At 68.4% G+C, this 18244-nt stretch carries 20 protein-coding genes; 14 read left to right on the top strand and 6 right to left on the bottom strand.

The window, feature by feature from the left end; genetic code table 11:
- Positions 1 to 134: 134 nt before the first annotated feature.
- Positions 135 to 887 carry a hypothetical protein gene (locus tag AC5FRV_RS02680; RefSeq protein ID WP_493560147.1) on the top strand — a complete coding sequence of 251 codons (753 nt, stop codon included), beginning with the start codon at positions 135 to 137 and terminating at the stop codon, positions 885 to 887.
- Between the two features lie 11 nt (positions 888 to 898).
- On the opposite strand, the gene AC5FRV_RS02675 is transcribed toward AC5FRV_RS02680, so the two are convergent.
- The 3 genes from AC5FRV_RS02675 to AC5FRV_RS02665 all read right to left on the bottom strand — a co-directional run bounded on the left by AC5FRV_RS02675 (position 899) and on the right by AC5FRV_RS02665 (position 2826).
- Positions 899 to 1090: a DUF7333 family protein gene (locus tag AC5FRV_RS02675; protein ID WP_493559573.1), complete on the bottom strand. Its 192-nt coding sequence runs from the start codon at positions 1088 to 1090 to the stop codon at positions 899 to 901.
- A 38-nt stretch (positions 1091 to 1128) separates the two neighbouring features.
- A complete protein-coding gene (locus AC5FRV_RS02670; protein WP_493559572.1) occupies positions 1129 to 1872 on the bottom strand; it encodes a hypothetical protein in 744 nt (247 codons plus the stop codon).
- A 117-nt stretch (positions 1873 to 1989) separates the two neighbouring features.
- Entirely contained in the window at positions 1990 to 2826 is an 837-nt protein-coding gene (locus AC5FRV_RS02665; RefSeq protein ID WP_493559571.1) for an aldo/keto reductase, read from the bottom strand.
- 181 nt (positions 2827 to 3007) lie between these two features.
- Between AC5FRV_RS02665 and AC5FRV_RS02660 the strand changes: the two genes are divergently transcribed.
- Positions 3008 to 3679: a halocyanin domain-containing protein gene (locus AC5FRV_RS02660; protein ID WP_493559570.1), complete on the top strand. Its 672-nt coding sequence runs from the start codon at positions 3008 to 3010 to the stop codon at positions 3677 to 3679.
- Between the two features lie 37 nt (positions 3680 to 3716).
- On the opposite strand, the gene AC5FRV_RS02655 is transcribed toward AC5FRV_RS02660, so the two are convergent.
- On the bottom strand, positions 3717 to 4247 hold the full coding sequence (locus AC5FRV_RS02655) for a type II toxin-antitoxin system RatA family toxin (protein WP_493559569.1): 531 nt from the start codon (positions 4245 to 4247) through the stop codon (positions 3717 to 3719).
- Positions 4248 to 4369: 122 nt separating this feature from the next.
- On the opposite strand from AC5FRV_RS02655, the gene trpB reads away from it, so the two are divergent.
- Together trpB and AC5FRV_RS02645 are read left to right on the top strand one after the other, a co-directional pair.
- Positions 4370 to 5542, top strand: coding sequence for a tryptophan synthase subunit beta (gene trpB, locus AC5FRV_RS02650; RefSeq protein ID WP_493559568.1), 1173 nt, complete (start codon positions 4370 to 4372; stop codon positions 5540 to 5542).
- A 36-nt stretch (positions 5543 to 5578) separates the two neighbouring features.
- Positions 5579 to 6352: an FAD-dependent oxidoreductase gene (locus AC5FRV_RS02645; protein ID WP_493559567.1), complete on the top strand. Its 774-nt coding sequence runs from the start codon at positions 5579 to 5581 to the stop codon at positions 6350 to 6352.
- Between the two features lie 33 nt (positions 6353 to 6385).
- Here the strand turns inward: AC5FRV_RS02645 and AC5FRV_RS02640 are convergent, their stop codons facing one another.
- Both AC5FRV_RS02640 and AC5FRV_RS02635 read right to left on the bottom strand, forming a co-directional pair.
- Positions 6386 to 7483 carry a GNAT family N-acetyltransferase gene (locus AC5FRV_RS02640; RefSeq protein WP_493559566.1) on the bottom strand — a complete coding sequence of 366 codons (1098 nt, stop codon included), beginning with the start codon at positions 7481 to 7483 and terminating at the stop codon, positions 6386 to 6388.
- Between the two features lie 63 nt (positions 7484 to 7546).
- Complete coding sequence (locus tag AC5FRV_RS02635; protein WP_493559565.1) at positions 7547 to 8662, bottom strand: GNAT family N-acetyltransferase; 1116 nt, start codon at positions 8660 to 8662, stop codon at positions 7547 to 7549.
- A 192-nt stretch (positions 8663 to 8854) separates the two neighbouring features.
- On the opposite strand from AC5FRV_RS02635, the gene coaBC reads away from it, so the two are divergent.
- The 10 genes from coaBC (at position 8855) to AC5FRV_RS02585 (ending at position 18163) form a co-directional block, all read left to right on the top strand.
- Complete coding sequence (gene coaBC, locus AC5FRV_RS02630; RefSeq protein WP_493559564.1) at positions 8855 to 10012, top strand: bifunctional phosphopantothenoylcysteine decarboxylase/phosphopantothenate--cysteine ligase CoaBC; 1158 nt, start codon at positions 8855 to 8857, stop codon at positions 10010 to 10012.
- Between the two features lie 121 nt (positions 10013 to 10133).
- Positions 10134 to 11171, top strand: coding sequence for a monovalent cation/H+ antiporter subunit E (locus AC5FRV_RS02625; RefSeq protein ID WP_493559563.1), 1038 nt, complete (start codon positions 10134 to 10136; stop codon positions 11169 to 11171).
- On the top strand, positions 11164 to 11439 hold the full coding sequence (locus AC5FRV_RS02620) for a cation:proton antiporter (RefSeq protein WP_493559562.1): 276 nt from the start codon (positions 11164 to 11166) through the stop codon (positions 11437 to 11439). The genes AC5FRV_RS02625 and AC5FRV_RS02620 overlap by 8 nt, the downstream gene beginning before the upstream one ends.
- Positions 11439 to 11765: a monovalent cation/H(+) antiporter subunit G gene (gene mnhG / locus AC5FRV_RS02615; RefSeq protein WP_493559561.1), complete on the top strand. Its 327-nt coding sequence runs from the start codon at positions 11439 to 11441 to the stop codon at positions 11763 to 11765. The genes AC5FRV_RS02620 and mnhG overlap by 1 nt, the downstream gene beginning before the upstream one ends.
- Positions 11762 to 12301 (top strand): DUF4040 domain-containing protein, encoded by a 540-nt coding sequence (locus AC5FRV_RS02610; protein ID WP_493559560.1) that lies wholly within the window; start codon positions 11762 to 11764, stop codon positions 12299 to 12301. The genes mnhG and AC5FRV_RS02610 overlap by 4 nt, the downstream gene beginning before the upstream one ends.
- Positions 12298 to 12765, top strand: coding sequence for an MnhB domain-containing protein (locus AC5FRV_RS02605; RefSeq protein ID WP_493559559.1), 468 nt, complete (start codon positions 12298 to 12300; stop codon positions 12763 to 12765). The genes AC5FRV_RS02610 and AC5FRV_RS02605 overlap by 4 nt, the downstream gene beginning before the upstream one ends.
- A 2-nt stretch (positions 12766 to 12767) precedes the next feature.
- Positions 12768 to 13124 carry a cation:proton antiporter subunit C gene (locus AC5FRV_RS02600; protein WP_493560146.1) on the top strand — a complete coding sequence of 119 codons (357 nt, stop codon included), beginning with the start codon at positions 12768 to 12770 and terminating at the stop codon, positions 13122 to 13124.
- Positions 13117 to 14631: a monovalent cation/H+ antiporter subunit D family protein gene (locus AC5FRV_RS02595; protein ID WP_493559558.1), complete on the top strand. Its 1515-nt coding sequence runs from the start codon at positions 13117 to 13119 to the stop codon at positions 14629 to 14631. The genes AC5FRV_RS02600 and AC5FRV_RS02595 overlap by 8 nt, the downstream gene beginning before the upstream one ends.
- Positions 14628 to 16355 carry a proton-conducting transporter transmembrane domain-containing protein gene (locus AC5FRV_RS02590; RefSeq protein WP_493559557.1) on the top strand — a complete coding sequence of 576 codons (1728 nt, stop codon included), beginning with the start codon at positions 14628 to 14630 and terminating at the stop codon, positions 16353 to 16355. The genes AC5FRV_RS02595 and AC5FRV_RS02590 overlap by 4 nt, the downstream gene beginning before the upstream one ends.
- Positions 16355 to 18163, top strand: a complete 1809-nt coding sequence (locus AC5FRV_RS02585) for a Na(+)/H(+) antiporter subunit D (RefSeq protein ID WP_493559556.1) — start codon at positions 16355 to 16357, stop codon at positions 18161 to 18163. The genes AC5FRV_RS02590 and AC5FRV_RS02585 overlap by 1 nt, the downstream gene beginning before the upstream one ends.
- Positions 18164 to 18244: the final 81 nt, after the last annotated feature.

Raw genomic sequence — 18244 nt, 5'->3', positions numbered from 1 at the left:
GTACGTCAGGAGTGTTTCGCGAGTCGCCTGCAACGAAGTCGTAGGCAGCTCTCGACGAGCGCTCCCGCGTCGCGGCATCGACCGGAATGGATTCGATCGTCGCCACTATCTTCCCCGACGGTGAATTCCCGTCCATGCAGACTATCGGTGACCTCGTCGCGGAGGCGCGCGAGCGCGAGGGCGCGCTCTTCGAACCGGCCGAGCGAGCCACGCCGTTCAGCTATCGGGATTTCTGTACGAACGCGTGGAAGGTCGGGAACCTCCTCCGCCACTACGGCGTCCGGGAAGGCGCGCGCGTCGCCATCGTCGCCGGGCCGAAAGCGCCTGTGGCCGACGACGTACCGGGCTGGATCCGCGAGTCCCCCGACGCACTCCAGGCGTTCCTGGGTGCGGCCCTCGACGGCGCGGTCGTCGACCTCGACCCGCCGGGGGCCGTCGATTCGAAAGTCCTGATCGCCCCGAGCGACTGGATGGACGACTACCAGGCGGGGCCGGGCACCAAACCGATCGCCTACGGTGGGCCGCCGGAGGACCCGCGGATCGCCCACCTCGAGCGCGAGGCGTGGAGCGAGAACCCACTCCAGCCACCGGGTGAGTTCGGGCCGGAAAACGCGGTGCTCGCCGCGGACCGGACCTACACCCACGGCGACCTGCTCGCCGCGAGCCACCGCGTCGTCTCGGAGTTCGACCTGACGAGCGAGGACAGAATCGCTCTCAGGGCGCCGGTCACCGAACCCGGAGCCATCGTCGCGGGGCTACTCGCGCCCGTGCGCGCGGGCGCGACAGTGCTCCTCGGGGAGGGAGAAGTCGGGACAGTCGCAGTTGCTGCCGACGGCGGAGACGTACCCGAAGAACGAGTCATTCTGCCGGACGACGCGTCGCCCTAGACGGGGTGTCGTCAGTTCGAGACGCTGGCCCGGTACTCCCCGTGCTTGACGCCGACGTACAGCGTCAGGAGCATGAACACCAGCAGACCGGGCAGTATCATCATCGTGATCGGGGTCGGCATCCCGCTCGTGAGCGTGCCACCGGCGAGAATCGCGAACAGGACGACGAAGGCCGCTCCCGTGACGGTCGTGTTGAACTCCATAGGGGCGAGTTAGCGACGACGCGTGAAAAACGTACCAGTTACTCCGTCGGGCGGACGGCGTCGGCGAGCGTCACCAGCAGGCCGAGGATCCAGCCCAGCGGGACGGAGATGCCGAGCCACATCAGCGCGTAGCCGACGCCCTCGATGGAGAAGTTCCCGACGAAGAACTCGTAGAGGCCGAGCGGTCGGGCGACGTTGTCGAGCAGGACGTTCGCGAAGTCGCGGCTCCCGGGGAGGATGACGTTCCCGATCGCGGGAGAGAACAGCGCCGCGACGACGGGTGGCAGGAAGATGGCCGTCATCGCGAACGGATAGGACAGGAGCACCGTCGTTCCCCGACCGCCGACGCGGCGGGTCGCGAGGGCGAGCGCCGCGGATATCGTCGCGACCCCGCTGGCGGCGGCGATGGCGACGACGCCACCGGCCGCCATGTCGAGCTGAAACTGTGCGAGCGCCGTCAGCGCGCCCCAGACGACTAGCGAGAGGAGGACGACGCCGACGAGGCCGAGGCGAGTCGCCGTCCCGTCGATGCGTCGCGTCTGGAAGCGGACGACCGCACCGAGCAGGACGAGCGGGTAGACGACGGCGATGACCGGGACGCCGAGGGCCGACCAGACGCGGTAGAGCAGCATCTGGCCCTGCGTGTTCGGCGTCCACTTGCCGAGGACGGTGTCGTTGGCGCCGCGCTGGCGCGGCCAGACGATCTCCATCCACGTCTCGTGGAGCCGCTGCAAGTCGATCTGGATACCCCCGACGATACCCGGCTCGTTCCCGACGGACATATTGACTCGTTCGACAGCCCGGCCTTTAATTCTTCTCGCACGGGCGTCCTGAGTGACAGAAAGGGAGACGACGGCGGGACCCGAACGGCGGGCGTCGGCCGGTGCGTCGGATCGCGGTCAGTCCCAGCTATCGGGCCCGAAGCCGGGGTTCACCTGCCGTTCCGTGCGGTCGATGCCGTCGATGGCGGCCACGTCCTCGTCGTCGAGTTCCAGGCCCAGGCTGGCCCAGTTGTCGGCGACGTGGTCCCGGCTGGTCGCTTTCGGGATGGCGGTGACGCCCTTCTGTCGGAGCCAGGCGAGGCTGACCTGGGCCTCGCTCACGTCGTGTTTCTCGGCGACGTCCTGGATCTCGGGGACGTCGAGCACCTGCCCGCGTGCGAGCGGCGAGTAGCCGACCAGTTCCACGTCGGTCCCTTCGGCGTACTCGCGGAGTTCTTCCTGGGGGAGCAACGGGTGCATCTCGACCTGGTTCGCGAAGATGGGGTCGTCGACGGCGTCGCGGGCGGCGTCGAGGTGGTGGGGTTCGAAGTTCGAGACGCCGATGCGGTCGATCAGCCCCCTGTCTTTCAGTTCGGCGAACGCCGAGAGCGTGTCCTCGGGATCGTAGTTCGCCGACGGCCAGTGGACGTACAGCAGGTCCACCGAGTCGACGCCGAGCTTGTCGAGGCTCTCCTCGGTGCTCGAAATCACGTCGTCGTGGGCGTGGTTTGTGTTCCAGACTTTCGTCGCGAGGAAGACGTCCTCGCGGTCGACGTCCGCCGCGGCGATGCCGTCGCCGACGGCGGCCTCGTTGCCGTATATCTGGGCCGTGTCGACGTGGCGATACCCCATCTCCAGCGCGGTCCTGACGCTCTCCGCACACTGCTGTGGGTCCTCGTTCTGCCAGGTGCCGAGTCCCAGCGTCGGCATCTCCTGTGCGAGCGGCGCGCTCTCGGGAGTCTGTTCGGTAGCCATCACCGAAACCGAAGGGAAGGCGACGAAAAGAGGTTGCGGATGCGGTGTCGGTCGTGTATTCGACGCGCAAAACCGATTCGGACGGCGGGCCGAGCGCTCGTTCGAACCGGGACGGGGACCGCGAGAAAACCAGCCAGTACGAAACGGTGGATTCACTACGGGCGATTCCGAACTCCAGCACATGAGCGACGGTACTGCGGACGTGTCGCGCCGGACGTTCCTCCGGACGGCGACGGGGACAGCCGCCATCGCGGGGGCGGGCGCCGCGTCGGCCCAGGAGAACGAGAGTGGCGGGAACGAGAGTAGCGGTGGTGGCGGCGGTGGCGGCGGACCGCCGGATTTCGGCGGCTACCTCGACGACGCAAACGAGTTCGGCGGAAGTGCCGAAGACGCCACCGGACAGGGCGAAGTCGCGGTCGACGTCGGTGGCGGCAGCGACGGCCTCGCCTTCACACCGGCGGCCGTCAAGGTCGACAACGGCGCGACGGTGGTCTGGGAGTGGACCGGTGAGGGCGGCGCCCACAACGTGGTCTCGAACGACGGCGATTTCGAATCAGGTGATCCGGTCGCCGAGGCCGGGACGACCTTCGAGTACACGTTCGAGGAAGACGGCGTGTACAACTACCACTGCGTCCCCCACGAGGCCGTCGGCATGAAAGGTGCCATCGTCGTCGGCTCCGACTATCCGACTATCGGGGGCGGCGGGAGCGGCGGAGGAGGCGGTGGTGGGGCCACGCTGCCCGACAGCGCCAAGTCCCTCGGCGTCGCGGCGTCGTTCGTGATGGCGGCGACGCTCGGCCTGGCGTACTTCTTCATGAAGTTCGGCGGCGACTACGAACAGCCCGACGCGTAGCGACGACAGCCGTTTCGAGTTCGTTTCTTCCCGCGGATCACACCGAGTCCGGCGTCGTGTGTATCTCGAGGTCGACCTCGCGGGGTTCACCCTCGAGGTCGGCGACGATGCGCTCGACGATCCGTTCGGCCTCGTCCTGCACGAGGGGTTTCACCTTGCCGATGACCCAGTCCAGCGAGACGAGTCGCGGCAGGTCGAGTGTGCCCGAATCGGCCGTGTCGGGGTCGAACCGGATCGAGAGGGCGACGCGGGAGGCGTGGTCCTCGCCGGCAGGTGCGGCCTCTGGTACCGGGTCGACTCGCCAGTGCCCGTGGGCGTGGATGTCCTTGACGAGTTTCCAGTCGATCTGTTCCGGCGGGTCGACGGCGGTCACTTCCGAGCGCGCGGTGTAGGAGACCTTCCACCAGGCGAAGGTGAGCCCGTAGCGCGTTCCCGAGGAACCGTCGCCGTCCTGGGTCACGGATTCGAGGTACTTAGAGTACTTCGCGTAGCCCGGGAAGTCCAGGAGGAACTCGTAGACCTCCGCGGGCGGCAGGTAGACGACGGTACTGACCTCGACGTTGTCCACGTGGGTCCATCGGCGCGCTCCGCCTTGAGCGTTCGTCCTTCGACGAACTGTCACGTCGTGCCGCGGGCGGGGAGCGCTCGGTCCATAGAGCTTTGTAGGCGACCCGGCATACGGTGTGACGTATGAGTAACGACGAGGAGCGTTCGGGCGAGTTCGGACAGTTCGGCGGACGACACGTGCCAGACGTGATGAAAGAACCACTGGCGCACCTGGCCGCCGCGTTCGAGGACGTCACGTCTACCGACGAATTCCAGGCGGAGTTCCGTTCGATCCTCCGGGACTACGCCGGCCGGCCGACGCCGCTGTTCCACGCCGAGAACCTCTCGGAGCAGTGGGGAACGGACGTCTACTTCAAGCGCGAGGACCTGCTCCACGGCGGTGCCCACAAGATCAACAACTGCGTCGGGCAGGCCCTGCTGGCGAAGAAAGCGGGCAAGTCCCGGCTCATCGCCGAGACCGGCGCCGGCCAGCACGGCACCGCGACGGCGATGGTCGGCGCGCTATTCGACCTCGACACGGAGATCTACATGGGAAAGAAAGACGTCGAGCGCCAGACGATGAACGTCTTCCGCATGCGCCTGATGGGCGCGGAGGTCAACGAGGTGACTCGCGGGGACGAGGGGCTGGCCGACGCCGTCGACGCCGCGCTCGAGGACTTCGCCGGCAACGTCGAGGACACCCACTACCTCGTCGGCAGCGTCGTCGGCCCGGACCCGTTCCCGCGGATGGTTCGGGATTTCCAGTCCGTCATCGGCGAGGAGGCCCGCGAGCAGTTCCTGGAGCGGACCGGTGAGCTCCCGGACGCCGCCGTGGCCTGCGTCGGCGGCGGCTCGAACGCGATGGGGCTGTTCCACGCGTTCCGTGACGACGACGATGTCGACTTCTACGGCGGCGAAGGCGGCGGCGAGGGCGCGGACTCGAAGCGCCACGCCGCGCCGCTCGACACCGGGACCGAGGACGTCCTCCACGGGATGAAGACGCGCGTCATCGACGACGACGTCGAGGTCCACTCCGTCTCAGCGGGCCTGGACTACCCCGGCGTCGGCCCCGAGCACGCGATGTTCCGCGAAGTCGGCCGCTGTGAGTACCGCGGCATCACCGACGACGAGGCGCTCGCGGCCTTCCGCGACCTGAGCGAGGCCGAGGGGATCATCCCCGCGCTGGAGTCGGCCCACGGCATCGCGCTGGCGAAGCAACTCGCCGAGGAGGGCGACCACGACACGCTCCTCGTCAACCTGAGCGGTCGCGGGGACAAGGACATGGAGACCGCGGCGGCCCAGTTCGACCTCGGGTAACCCTCTTTTTTGTCCACCCCTGCCCCACATCCCTCCATGAGTGACGAGTCAGAATCCGTCGTCGTCGTCGGCGGCGGCGTCGCCGGCCTCTCGGCGGCGCTGTTCACGGCGCGAGCGGGGCTCCCGACCCGCGTCGTCTCGGCCGGCGAACCGATCCTCGCGCGCAACGCGCATCTGGAGAACGTCCCCGGGTTCCCCGCAGGCGTCAACGCACGACTCCTGCTGGAGATGACCCGCGACCAGGTCGACGACGCGGGCGCGGAGTTCGTCGACGGACAGGTCGTGGACGTCACGCCGGTCGACGAAGGCGCTGCCGACCAGGACCGTTCCGACGACGGCGCTGGCTTCACGGTCGCGCTCGAAGACGGCCGGGACCTGTCTGCCGACTGCGTCGTCGCGGCCTCGTGGTCAGACGCCACCTACCTGGACGACCTCGACCTGGGTCTGATCGACCGGGGGAGCAAACGATACGTCGACGTCGACGAGTTCGGCCGGTCGGCCGTCGACGGCCTGTACGCCGCTGGCCGGCTCGCCGGCACGTACCACCAGGCCATCGTCGCCGCTGGCCACGGCGCGACGGTCGGCCGAACCGTCGTCGAGGACTCGGAGGTGCCGTTCTACAACGACTGGGTCGCGCCGGAGGGGTACTTCACCGGCCGCGGGCGCGAGGTCCCGCCCGGCTGCGAGGAGATCGGCGAGGCGGAGTGGCAGCGACGGGCCGACCGGTCGGCGGAGACGATGCGAGAATACTTCGAGGATCCGGCCGTCGAACCGCCGACGATGCACCCGTCAGTGGACGACGACGAATAGAAAGTCGTCGTGAGCCGGGCCATCGCGCGACCGCTAGCTCGTGTCCTGTTCGGAGAAGGTGAGCCGCCAGTTCGACGCGTCGGTAATGTCGACGCCGTTGTGGGACCAGTCGCCGGTCAGCGACCGGACCACGTGCGTCGTCGGGTTCGCGACGCTGCCCAGCGGCGGCCGGTCGTCGCTCCGGAACCCCGCGCGCCCGAGCGCTGACCGCGACAATGCCGACGGCGCGGCCAGGATGTCGGATTCTGCGTAGTCGCGAACCAGGTGGTGGAGGAGCGCGTCCTGCGCGTCGGTCGCCTCCCCGTCCGGCGTCGGGACGACGTCGGTGACCTTCGTCGTGCGGAGTCCGGACTCGACGGAGGTGCCGACGACCATCCCGGCGACCGGCTCGCCGTCCCGCTCGGCGACGTAGGCCGCGTAGTCCCACGCGGGAGTCTGGAAGCGCCAGTCGTAGAACTGTTCGTCCCGCCAGACGTGGATGCCACTCGACGTCTCGCTGGCCGCCAGGTCCGCCATTGTCTCGGCCGGAACCGACTCGTAGCGCCGCACAGTCACGCCGTCGGGGGACCGGGTCCGCAAGTCAGACAGGCGGTTGTAGCCGCCGAGTGCGAGTCCAGCGGCGCCGGCCACCGACTTCCACGCCGCCGACTCGTCGAGTCCGAACGCGTTCGTGTTCTGTATCCGATAGTACGTCGTCTCTTCACCGACCGTCTCCCAGCCGAGTTTCAGGTAGCCCGGTCCGGAGCGGTGGTTGGGGAAGTTGAAGAAGAAGGCCGGCTCCCCCTCGCCGTACTTTTCGATGGCAGCCTCGGTCATCCGGGTGAACAGGCCCTGACGCCGGTGGTCGCGGTGGACCATCGTGTCTCCGGGCTGGAGCGCCAGCGCACGCTCGCCGTCGACGGCCAGGTCGAGCGCGAAGAACGGACGCGCACCGACGAGCTCACCGCCCCGTTTCGCGACGAGGATGGGGACGTGGTCGACGTAGGGGTTGTCTTCGTACTTCCACGCGAACCACTCGGGACCGTAGTTCGGTTCGAACGTCTCCGAGTGCAGGTCGAGGAACGCCGTGAGGTCGCTCGACTCGAACTCCCGGACGGCGTACTCCCGCTGGACAGGCTCCTGACGGCTCATGCGTACTCCCAGGCAGATGAATCGTATAGTAATACGATCGCTACCGCCGTATCGGGCGCGGCACTAGTTCGAGTCCTTCTCGGCGAAGGTGAGACGCCAGTTCGCCGGGTCAGTCACGTCGAGCCCGTCGACGCGCCACTCCCCGGTCAGCGACCGCACGACGTGCGTCGTCTGGGTCGCGACGCGCGAAAGCGGCGGTCTGTCGTCGCGCCTGAACCCGCGCCCGACGGCGACCGAATGCGGAAGCGTCGCCGGTGCGGTCAGGACGTCCGACTCGGCGTTGTCCCGCACCGCTCGCCCGAGCAACGCGTCGAGACAGTCCGCGGTGCGACCGCCACCGACAGCGTCGTCTGGCAGTGGAAGGACGTCCACGATCTTCGTCTGGACGATGCCCGCGCTGACCCCCGTCCCGGTGACCATCGCCGCGACCGCGTCACTACCGTCCACCGCGACGTAGGCGTCGTAGGTCCAGACGGGATTGTCGAACCGCCAGTCGTAGAACTGCTCGTCCCGCCACGCCCGGATCCCGTTCCGGTCCTCCGGCGCGGCCAGCGACGCGAGTGTCGCTGACGGAACCGTCTCGCGACGCTGTACCGTCACGCCGTCGGCGGTATCCGTCCGACGGTCGGACAGCCAGTTGTGACAGCCGACCACTGGCCGCAGGCCGAGCGCCGCGACTGTGCTCCACGGCGCCGACAGGCTCGTCGCCATGGCAGACGGATCCTGGACACGATAGTACGTCGGCCGATCGGCGACTCGCTTCCACCCCAGTTTCAGGTTCCCCGGCGCGGACCGGTGGTTGGGGAAGTTGAAGAAGAAGGCTGGTTCCCCCTCGTCGTACTTCTCGATCGCAGCCTCGGTCATCCGGGTAAACAGGCCCTGACGGCGGTGGTCGGGGTGGACCATCGCGTCGGCCGGCTGGAGTGCCAGGCGGCGCTCGCCGCCGACCGACACGTCGAGCGCGAAGAAGGGCCGGGCACCCACCAGGTCGCCGTCCCGTTCCGCGACGAGTATCGGAACGTGGTCGACGTAGGGGTTGTCGCCGTACTTCCAGTCGAACCACTCCCGGTCGCGGTCGGTGTCGAAAACCTGCGCGTAGAGGTCGAGAAATCCGTCGAAGTCGCTGGCCTCGTACGGCCGAATAGCGTATTCGGACTGCCGCACCGAAAGTTGGCCCATCGTCGTATGCAGACGCGCGGGCGAACTATACTTATCTTCCTCGTAATCTCTCACAGCCGTCCATGAGCGGGAATGCGGACGTCTATCGCGACGTTACCGACCGCCTAAAATCCGTTCTCGGGTGACAGATCGCACCGAACACGTCTGTTTGAGTGGCGGTGCTTAAATGACAGGCAGGACAATCTACGGGCAATGTTGCAGGGAGCGAACGTCGCGCTGGGCGTCACGGGGTCGATCGCGGCCGTCAAGACCGTCGAACTGGCCCACGAACTCCGGCGCCGGGGTGCGACGGTCAGGGCGGTGATGACGGGGAGCGCCCGGGGCATCGTCCACCCCTGGGCGCTGGAGTACGCCACCGGGAACGACGTGGTGACGGAGCTGACGGGACGCGTCGAACACGTCGAACTGTGCGGCGTCGACGGCTGGGCCGACGTGTTGCTCGTCGCGCCGGCGACCGCGAACACGGTCGGCAAGATCGCCGCCGCGGTCGACGACACGCCCGTGACGACGTGTGCGACGACGGCGCTCGGGGCGGGCGTCCCCGTCGTCGTCGCGCCCGCGATGCACGAACCGATGTACGACCATCCGGGCGTGCTGGACGCCATCGACCGCGTCGAGGAGTGGGGCGTCGACTTCGTCGACCCCCGGATCGAGGAAGGGAAGGCGAAGATCGCGAGCGAGGAGGCCATCGTCACCGACGCCGCGCGCGCCGCGACCGACTCGCCCCTCGAGGGCCGGCACGTCGCCGTGACCAGCGGGGCGACGACGGAGTCGATCGACCCGGTACGGACCCTCTCGAACCGGGCATCCGGCAAGACCGGGCGTGCGGTCGCTCGCGCGTGCTACGTTCGCGGGGCGGACGTCACGCTCGTTCACGACGGATCGGACGTGCCGTACGCGGGCGTACGAGACGTCGAGTCGGCCGCGGAGATGACCGACGTGGTGGCGGATCTGGGCCAGCAAGCGGACGCGCTGGTCTCGGCCGCCGCCATCTCCGACTACACGATGGACGGCGAACCCGAGAAGATTCCCTCCGGGCAGGAGCGGCTGACGCTCGAACTCGAACCCACGCCCAAGCTCATCGACGCTGTCCGGGAGGCCCACCCCGACCTCCCCATCGTCGGGTTCAAAGTCGAGACCGACGCGGACGACGATCAGCTCATCGAGCGTGCCCGTGAGATACAGGAGCGAGCGGGCCTCGCGTTCGTCGTCGCGAACGACGCGACCGTCATGGGGGAGGACGGGACCCGGGCACTGATAGTCGACGGCGAGAACGCGCGCGAGTACGAGGGATCGAAGGACGGACTCGGTGCCCGGATCGCCGACGAACTCGTCGCCGAACTGATCTGATCCGGGCGTTCGGGCCCCGCTGGTCGACCGGTTACGAAATAGTTATCCTTGTGGTAGGGTGAATGTCGGACGACAACTGAATCGCTCGCCAGACAGCGCTGCAGCGAGATTTCCCACGACTGTGACATCGAAAGAGGCCCGTCGTTTGCTCGTGCCAGTGGCCGACTCCGTGACGTTGCGAAACACGGTCGCCTACGCCGTCGAGGAGGCGGCCGCCGCGTCGGACGGGGCGCCCGCGACGATCCACTTCGTCGTCTTCGAGAGCGCCCGCGCCGTCGACCCGACCGGTCCAGCGGACCTGGGCGACGACCACGAACTCCTCGACCGCGTCTCCGTGTGGGCCGACGAGGACCGCGCCGGTCAGGAAGCGTCCGTCGAGGTCGAACTGGCCGTCGTCGGCGCCGACCGCTACCTGTTCAGCCCGGACCAGTACGCCGACGCGCTGGCAGACTACGCGACCGACCACGACCTCGACCGGGTCGTCCTCGACCCGGAGTACGACCCCGGGTCGGGCGCACCGATGCTCTGGCCGCTGGCGACGGAACTACAGCGTCGCGACCTCGACGTCGATGAGGCACCCGTCGAGCGGCCGCGCCGACAGACCGTCCTCGGTCGCACTGGCACCGCGCGGAAGTACGTCGCCATCTTCGGCGCCTCGTTCCTCTTCTACCAGGCGCTGGGCGCGTGGACGACGTTCGACCTCGTGACCGGCGGGCTCACCGCCGGCCTCGTCGCCGCGCTGCTCGCACCCATCGTGTTCGGTCACCAGCCCTCCCTGACTCACCTCGCCGTCCAGACCGTCCGCATGGCCGTCTACGCCCCCTACCTGCTCTGGGAGATCGCGAAGGCGAACCTCCAGATCGCCTACGTCGTGCTCCACCCCTCGCTCCCCATCGACCCAGAGATGGTCGAGTTCGACGCTGCCGTCTGGGGCGACACCCCTGTGACGACACTGGCCAACAGCATCACGCTGACCCCCGGCACCCTGACCGTCGACGTGACCGAGCAGTCGTTCGTCGTTCACTCGCTGACCGAAGCGACGCGCGACGGCCTCTTCGAGGGGAGTCTCGAACGGGCCGTCCGCTTCGTCTTCTGGGGCCGCGCGGCGGCCAGGATACCGAGCCCGCGCGAGCGCGGGGAGGAGGGCGACGATGGTTAACGTGGAGGCCGCGCTGCTCCTCGGCGCCGGCGCGTTCGTCGCCTTCGCCATCGTCGGTCTCTACCGGATACTCCAGGGGCCGACGATGCACGACCGCGTCGTCGCGGTCAACGTCGTCGGGACGAACACCGTCATCGCCATCGCGCTGGTCGCCGGTGCCTACGACAATCAGATGTTCCTCGACATCGCGCTGGTGTACGCCCTGCTCAACTTCCTGCTGAGCATCGCCATCTCGAAGTTCAGCGTCGAACACGGAGGGGTGCTCTGATGGCCATCTCCGAGTACGCCGCCGTCGCGCTCGTCGCGGGCGGCGCCTTCTTCGGCCTCGTCGCGGCCGTCGGGCTGGTTCGACTACCGGACGTCTACACCCGGACCCACGCCGCCTCGAAGAGCGACACGCTCGGGGCGGTGCTCGCGCTCGGCGGCGTCGCCCTCGTCATCGACGCGCAGCTGGCCACGGTCAAGGCCGTCTTCCTGCTCCTGTTCATGTTCCTGACCAACCCCACCGCGGCACACGCCATCGCCCGTGCGGCCCGTGACCAGGGTATCGAGCCGTGGACCACCGACGACGCCGACGCCGGAGGTGAGCCGTGACCCCGTCCGTCCTCGAGGTCGTCCTCCTCGCGTTCGTGCTGACGAGCGCGCTGGGCGCGGCCCTGCTGAAGGACACGCTCGCCGCCGTGATGGCCTTCGCCGCCTACAGCCTGGGCATCTCCATCATCTGGGTGCTGCTCCAGGCGCCCGACGTCGGCCTGACCGAGGCCGCCGTCGGCGCCGGCGTGATGACCATCCTCCTCCTCATCGCGCTGGCCAACACCGTGCGACCGTCGGAAGACCAGCTCTTCGAACGAGTCCGGCCCCGGACGGTGCTGGCCGTCGGCGCGTTCGTTCTCGTCATGGGGGCGACAGTCCCCGCGCTCCCGGCGGTCGGCGCGACCGACTCGCCCGTCGGCTCCGGCGAGGTGACCGACTACTACCTCGACAACGCCTACGAGGAGACCGAGGTGCACAACGCCGTCACCGCCGTGCTCGCCGCCTACCGCGGGTTCGACACGCTCGGTGAAGCGGTGGTCGTCTTCGTCGCCGGCGTAGCGACGCTGACGGTACTACGCAAGGAGGCGTTCGCATGAGCGGACGCGAGCGGGCGCCGCTGTACGTCGAGAGTCCCATCATCATGACCACCGTCAGGGTCGTCGCGCCCTTCGTGCTCACGTTCGGCCTGTTCATCATGCTTCACGGGGCCGACTCTCCAGGCGGCGGGTTCCAGGGCGGCGTCATCGCCGGGTCCGTCGTCATGATGACCGCCTTCGCCTTCGGCATCGACGCGACCCGGGAGTGGATCGACGCCCGCGCCATCGTCGGGCTGACGTCCCTCGGCGTGTTGACGTTCGCCGGCATCGGCCTGGGTGCGATGGCGCTCGACGGCGCGTTCCTGCAGTACGACGTCTACGCGCCCTACATCTCGCACGCCAGCAAGTACGGCATCGAACTGGTCGAACTCGCCATCGGGGGCATCGTGGCCGGCGTCGTCGTCGGCCTGTTCTTCGTCCTCTCGGCCGGGTTCGGCCACGCAGACGGAGGTGAGGAGGCGTGAGCGTGATAGACGCCCTCCTGACACACTACAACTACTACGCCGTCGTCCTGTTGCTGGGCATCGGCGTGTACATGCTGGTCGAATCGACGAACCTGATCAAGAAGGTCATCGGGATGAACATCTTCCAGACCGGTATCTTCCTCTTTTTCATCACCGCGGCGTACGTCGAGGGCGGGGCCGCACCGGTCGTCCACGAGGGCGGCGGGCCGTACGTGAGTCCGCTTCCCCACGTGCTCATCCTGACGGCCATCGTCGTGGGCGTGGCGCTGACTGCGGTGGCGCTCGCGCTCGTCGTCCGTATCTACGACGAGTACGGGACGCTCGACGAGGAGGTGTTGCGACAGCTCTACCATGATTGAACACGTGCCCGTTCTGCTGGTCGTGGCCCCCATCGTCGGGGGTGCGCTGCCGCTACTCGTCGGACTGCTCACCGACCGCGCCGGGTGGTCGGTCGCGACGCTGACTCTCGGTGTCCACGCCGCACTCGCCGCCTGGCTCGTCGCCACCGTCGCCGGCGGCCAGCCAGTCGTCTACGAGGTGGGCGGCTTCGCGGCACCGTACGGCATCGAACTCGTCGTCGACGGCCTCTCCGCGGCCGTCGTCGGGCTCGTCTCGGTCGTCTCGCTGGGCGTGCTCGCGTACGCGCGCCGCGCCGGACCCCACACGAACAGCTTCTACACCCTCTACCTGCTGCTCGTCGCCGGACTGTCGGGGATGAGCATCACCGGCGACGTGTTCAACCTCTACGTCTTCCTGGAGATAACCGGGCTCGCCGCCTACGCCCTGGTCGCCAGCGGTGACCAGGACGCGGCCGCCGTCGCCGCGCTGCGGTACCTGATCATCGGGACGTTCGGCGCGTCGCTGTACCTGCTCGGCGTTGGCTACCTACTCGTCGCGACGGGGACGCTCAACATGGCCGACCTCGCGACGAAGATTCCGCAGGTCGCCGGCGGCTACACGTCGACCCTGATACTCGCTGCGTTCGGCCTCATGACCGCCGGACTCGCGGTGAAGGTGGCGCTGTACCCCGTCCACACCTGGCAGCCTGACGCCTACGCCAGTGCGCCCGACTCGGTGAGCACGCTCATATCGGCGCTCGTCTCGACCGTCGCCGCGTACTCGCTGGCGCGCGTCGTCTTCTCCGTGTTCACCGTCGATTTCTTCGCCGCGGTGCCGCTGGCCCAGGACGCGCTGTTCGCCGTCGCCGCGATAAGCGTCGTCGTCGGCTCCGCACTGGCCGTCTCCCAGCGCGACGTCAGGCGGATGCTCGCGTACTCCTCCGTCTCGCAGTTCGGCCTGGTGATAGCCGGGTTCGCCGTGGCCTCCTCGACGGCCGTCGTCGGCGCAATAATCCACCTCGTGGGCCACGCCGTGATGAAGGGCGGCCTGTTCGCCACCGCGGGGATCATCGAACGGAAGACCGGCGCCCGGACCATCGAGGAGTACGCCGGGCTGACCGACCGCGCGCCCGTCGCCGCGGGTGCCTTCGCCGTCCTCGCGTTCTCGATGGTCGGCGTCCCGCCGGCCGTCGGCTTCGTCGGCAAGTGGTACATCGTCCTCGGCGCCGTCGAGGTGGGCGCGTGGGCGCTCGTCGCCGTCTTGCTGCTGAGCACGGTGCTCACGCTGGCGTACTTCGCCCGCCTCGTCGAGTCGATGTACTTCACGGACGCGCCGACGGCTGCCGAGGCCGAGGCCGTCGCCGAACCCGAAGCGGCCGGCGCGGCCATCCCCGACGGCGGTGACGCCGCCGTCTCGCCGGGGATGGTCGCCGTCGCCGTGACTGCGGCCGTGCTCGCGGTGGCGCTCGGCCTCGCGTTCCCCGGCGTAGAACAAGCGCTCGAAAACTCGCTTCCATTCCTCCCATGACCGATCTCACCTCACTCCGACCGCTGCTCGCAGTGCTTGCCTCCGCCGTGGCGATTCCGCTGATCTACGCGGCACGCGGCCGGCCCAACCGCCGGGAGGCCGTCACCGTCGCGGCGGCGGTCACCAAGTTCCTGATCGTGGCCAGTATGGTCCCCGGCGTGCTCGCGGGCGAGCGCTACGAGGCCTCACTGGGGACGTTCGCCACCGGTATCGAACTCGTCCTCCGGGTGGACCCGCTGGGGCTCCTGTTCGGCCTGCTGGCGAGCCTGCTGTGGATCGTCACCAGCTTCTACAGCATCGGCTACATGCGCGGGCTGGACGAACACGCCCAGACGCGCTACTTCGCCTCCTTCGCCGCGAGTCTCGCGGCCGCCATCGGGGTCGCCTTCGCCGGCAACCTCCTGACGCTGTTCGTCTTCTACGAACTGCTGACGGTGGCGACGTACCCGCTGGTCACCCACGACGAGACGCCCGAGGCTCGGAGCGCGGGTCGAAAGTACCTCGCGTACACCTTCGGCGGCGGCGTCGCCGTGCTCGCAGGCACCGTGCTCGTGTTCTGGATGACTGGAACGACCGGGTTCACGCCGGGTGGCATCGCCGCGCTCGCGACGGCGGACCCGATGCTGGCACGGGCGGCGTTCGCGCTACTCGTCGCCGGCTTCGGCGTCAAGGCCGCGCTCATGCCGATGCACTCCTGGCTCCCGGACGCGATGGTCGCCCCGACGCCCGTCTCCGGCCTGCTCCACGCCGTCGCCGTCGTCAAGAGCGGCGTCTTCGGCCTGGCCCGCGTCGTCCTCGACGTGTTCGGCCCGGAGACAGTCGAACAGATCGGCGGCGGCGTACCGCTGGCGACGGTGGCCGCTATCACCTTGCTCACCGCGAGCGTCATCGCGCTCCGGCAGGACAACCTCAAGCGCAGACTGGCATACTCCACAGTGAGCCAGCTGTCCTACATCGTCCTCGGACTCGGCTTGCTCAGCGGAGACGCGCTCGTCGGCGCCCTCCTCCACATCCCCGCCCACGCGTTCATGAAGCTCACCCTGTTCTTCTGTGCCGGGATCATCCACGTCGAGACCCACACCGACGACATCAGTAACATGGCCGGCATCGGGAAGCGGATGCCGCTGACGATGGCCGCGTTCGCGCTGGCGGCGGCCGGGATGGCCGGCATCCCGCTCGTGGCCGGCTTCGTCAGCAAGTGGTACCTGCTGATCGGTGCCATCCAGGCCGAGCAGGCCATCTTTGCGGGCGCACTGCTCGTCTCGGGCGTGCTCAACATCGCCTACTTCTGGCCCATCGTCTACCAGGCGTACTTCGAGTCCCCCGAAAGCCACGACGACAAACCGCTGATCGAGGGACCCTACGGCGGCCGCGAGATCCTCCGGGCCGACGGCGACGGTCGAGGGGGCGACGACGTCGACGGTGACGTCGACGAGGACATGGACCTCGAGGAGGCCGAGGCGGCCGCGGCGGCCGACCCCGACGTGGACGTCGACGAGATGCTCGGCGAGAGCCAGGGCGCCCACGAGGGCCACTACGCCGGGCCGCCCGCCGGCGGCTGGGAGAAACGCAACTGGCGCGGCGGCGAGAGCACCTGGTTCATGCTCGGCCCCATCCTCGCGGCCGCGACCGGCGCCTTCCTGCTCGGCGTCGTCCCCCACGCCGCCGTCTTCCTGCAGATCGTCCAGCGCATCGTCCGCGACCTCCCGGGGGTGGGGCTCTGATGTCCGCACTCACCGCAGTTCCGCCGGCCGTCGTGTTGCTGGCCGTAGCCGTCGCCGTCGCGGTACTTCCCCGACGAATCGGGCACGCCCTGGGGATACTGGCGACCGGTGCGACCGCCGCCTGGGCCGTCGTCGTGCCCGCGGGGACGTACCTCACCGACCTCCAGTTCCTCGGGTTCAAGACCGCACTGGTCCACGTCGACGAGTTCAGCCGTCTGATGGCGATCATCTTCGGCCTCATCGGCGCCGTCGCAGTGCTGTACTCCTACGCCTCGGAGGCGGACAGTCGACAGACGGCCTTCGCGCTCTCGTACGTCGCCACGAGCGTCGGCGCGGTGACGGCGGGCGACTGGCTCACGCTCCTGTTCTTCTGGGAACTGATGGCCGTCACGAGCACGCTGCTCGTCTGGCACTACGGCGGGAAGGCCGTCCGCGCCGGTTTCCGGTACGCCGTCTTCCACGGCATCGGCGGCAGCCTGTTGATGGGTGCAATCATCTGGCACTACACCATCACGGACACGTTCGTCTTCGACGGCACGGGCATCGCGACCGCGTCGGCGCCCTTCACAGAGCTTCCGCTGGCGATGGCCGCCATCGGCATCGGCGTCAACGTCGGCTTCGTCGGCCTCCACGCCTGGCTGCCCGACACCTATCCGCGCCCGCACATCGCTGCCAGCGTCTTCCTCTGCGTGTTCACGACGAAGACCGGCGTCTACGGGATGTATCGGGCGTTCCCCGACGGCAACGTGTGGATAGCCTACATGGGCGGCGCGATGGCCGTGTTCGGCGTCTTCTACGCGCTGCTCCAGAACGACATGCGCCGGCTGCTCTCCTACCACATCCAGTCCCAGGTGGGCTACATGATCGCCGGCGTCGGCATCGGGACGGCGCTGGCCCAGGCCGGCGCCTTCGCCCACGTCTTCAACCACATTCTCTACAAGAGCCTGCTGTTCATGACCGCCGGCGTCGTCATCTACCGCACCGGCGAGGAGGACCTGAAGAAACTCGGCGGCCTCGCCCGCGAGATGCCCATCACTGCCACGGCCTTCACCGTCGCCGCGCTCTCCATCGCCGGCTTCCCCTTCTTCAACGGCTTCGTCAGCAAGGGCATCGTCATCTCGGCGAGTCACTACACCTTCGACTACGCGTTCAAGCTGGCGGACTACACCGGGCTGGAAATCATGCTCCTCGTCGGCGGCGTCGGCACCTTCGCGTCGTTCATCAAGTTCGGCTACTACGCCTTTTTCCACGGAACGCACGATGGCGAGGTGGAAGACGCCAACCGCGGCCAGAGCGTCGCGATGATCGTCGTCGCGGTGCTGTGCGTCGTCTACGGCGTCTCCGACGCCGCCCTGTTTTCCCTCCTCCCCTTCGACGTCACCGACGGCGCCGTCGTCGAGCACGTGTACAAGACGTACACCATTGCCCACCTCGTCGAAGGCGTCGCGCTCGCCCTCGCCGGCCTGGTCCTCTTCGTCGCGACGAAGAAGCCTCTCGGCAAACTCGGTCGCGTCCGCGACGTCGACTCGGCGTACAACCCCCTGACCTTCTACGCGACGCGGGGCCTCGTCCGTGGCGTCACCGAACTCTACGCCGCCGTCGACCGCCTGGCCGTCCGGGTCGCCCGCGGCGTCACCTACGCCGTGACCTCGCCCACCGCAGTCGTTGACGAACTCCGCCGGCGCGTGACCGGCGACGGAATCGACACCGAGGACCGCCCGGCGCACCCGCTGCGGGCCTCCATCGGGACGAGCATCCTCGTCCTCGCCCTCTTCGCGACGCTCGGCATCGTGATTCTGTCGCTGTAGAGATTTCGCCGATGGTCGTCGTGCACTACCTTACAGGCTCTCGATCCAGCTCGGAGTGAGTGTTTCTCCATTCACGAGCGT

Source organism: Halomicrobium sp. HArcel3 (genome assembly GCF_058933135.1).
This window is presented reverse-complemented; position numbering and strand designations above follow the sequence as displayed.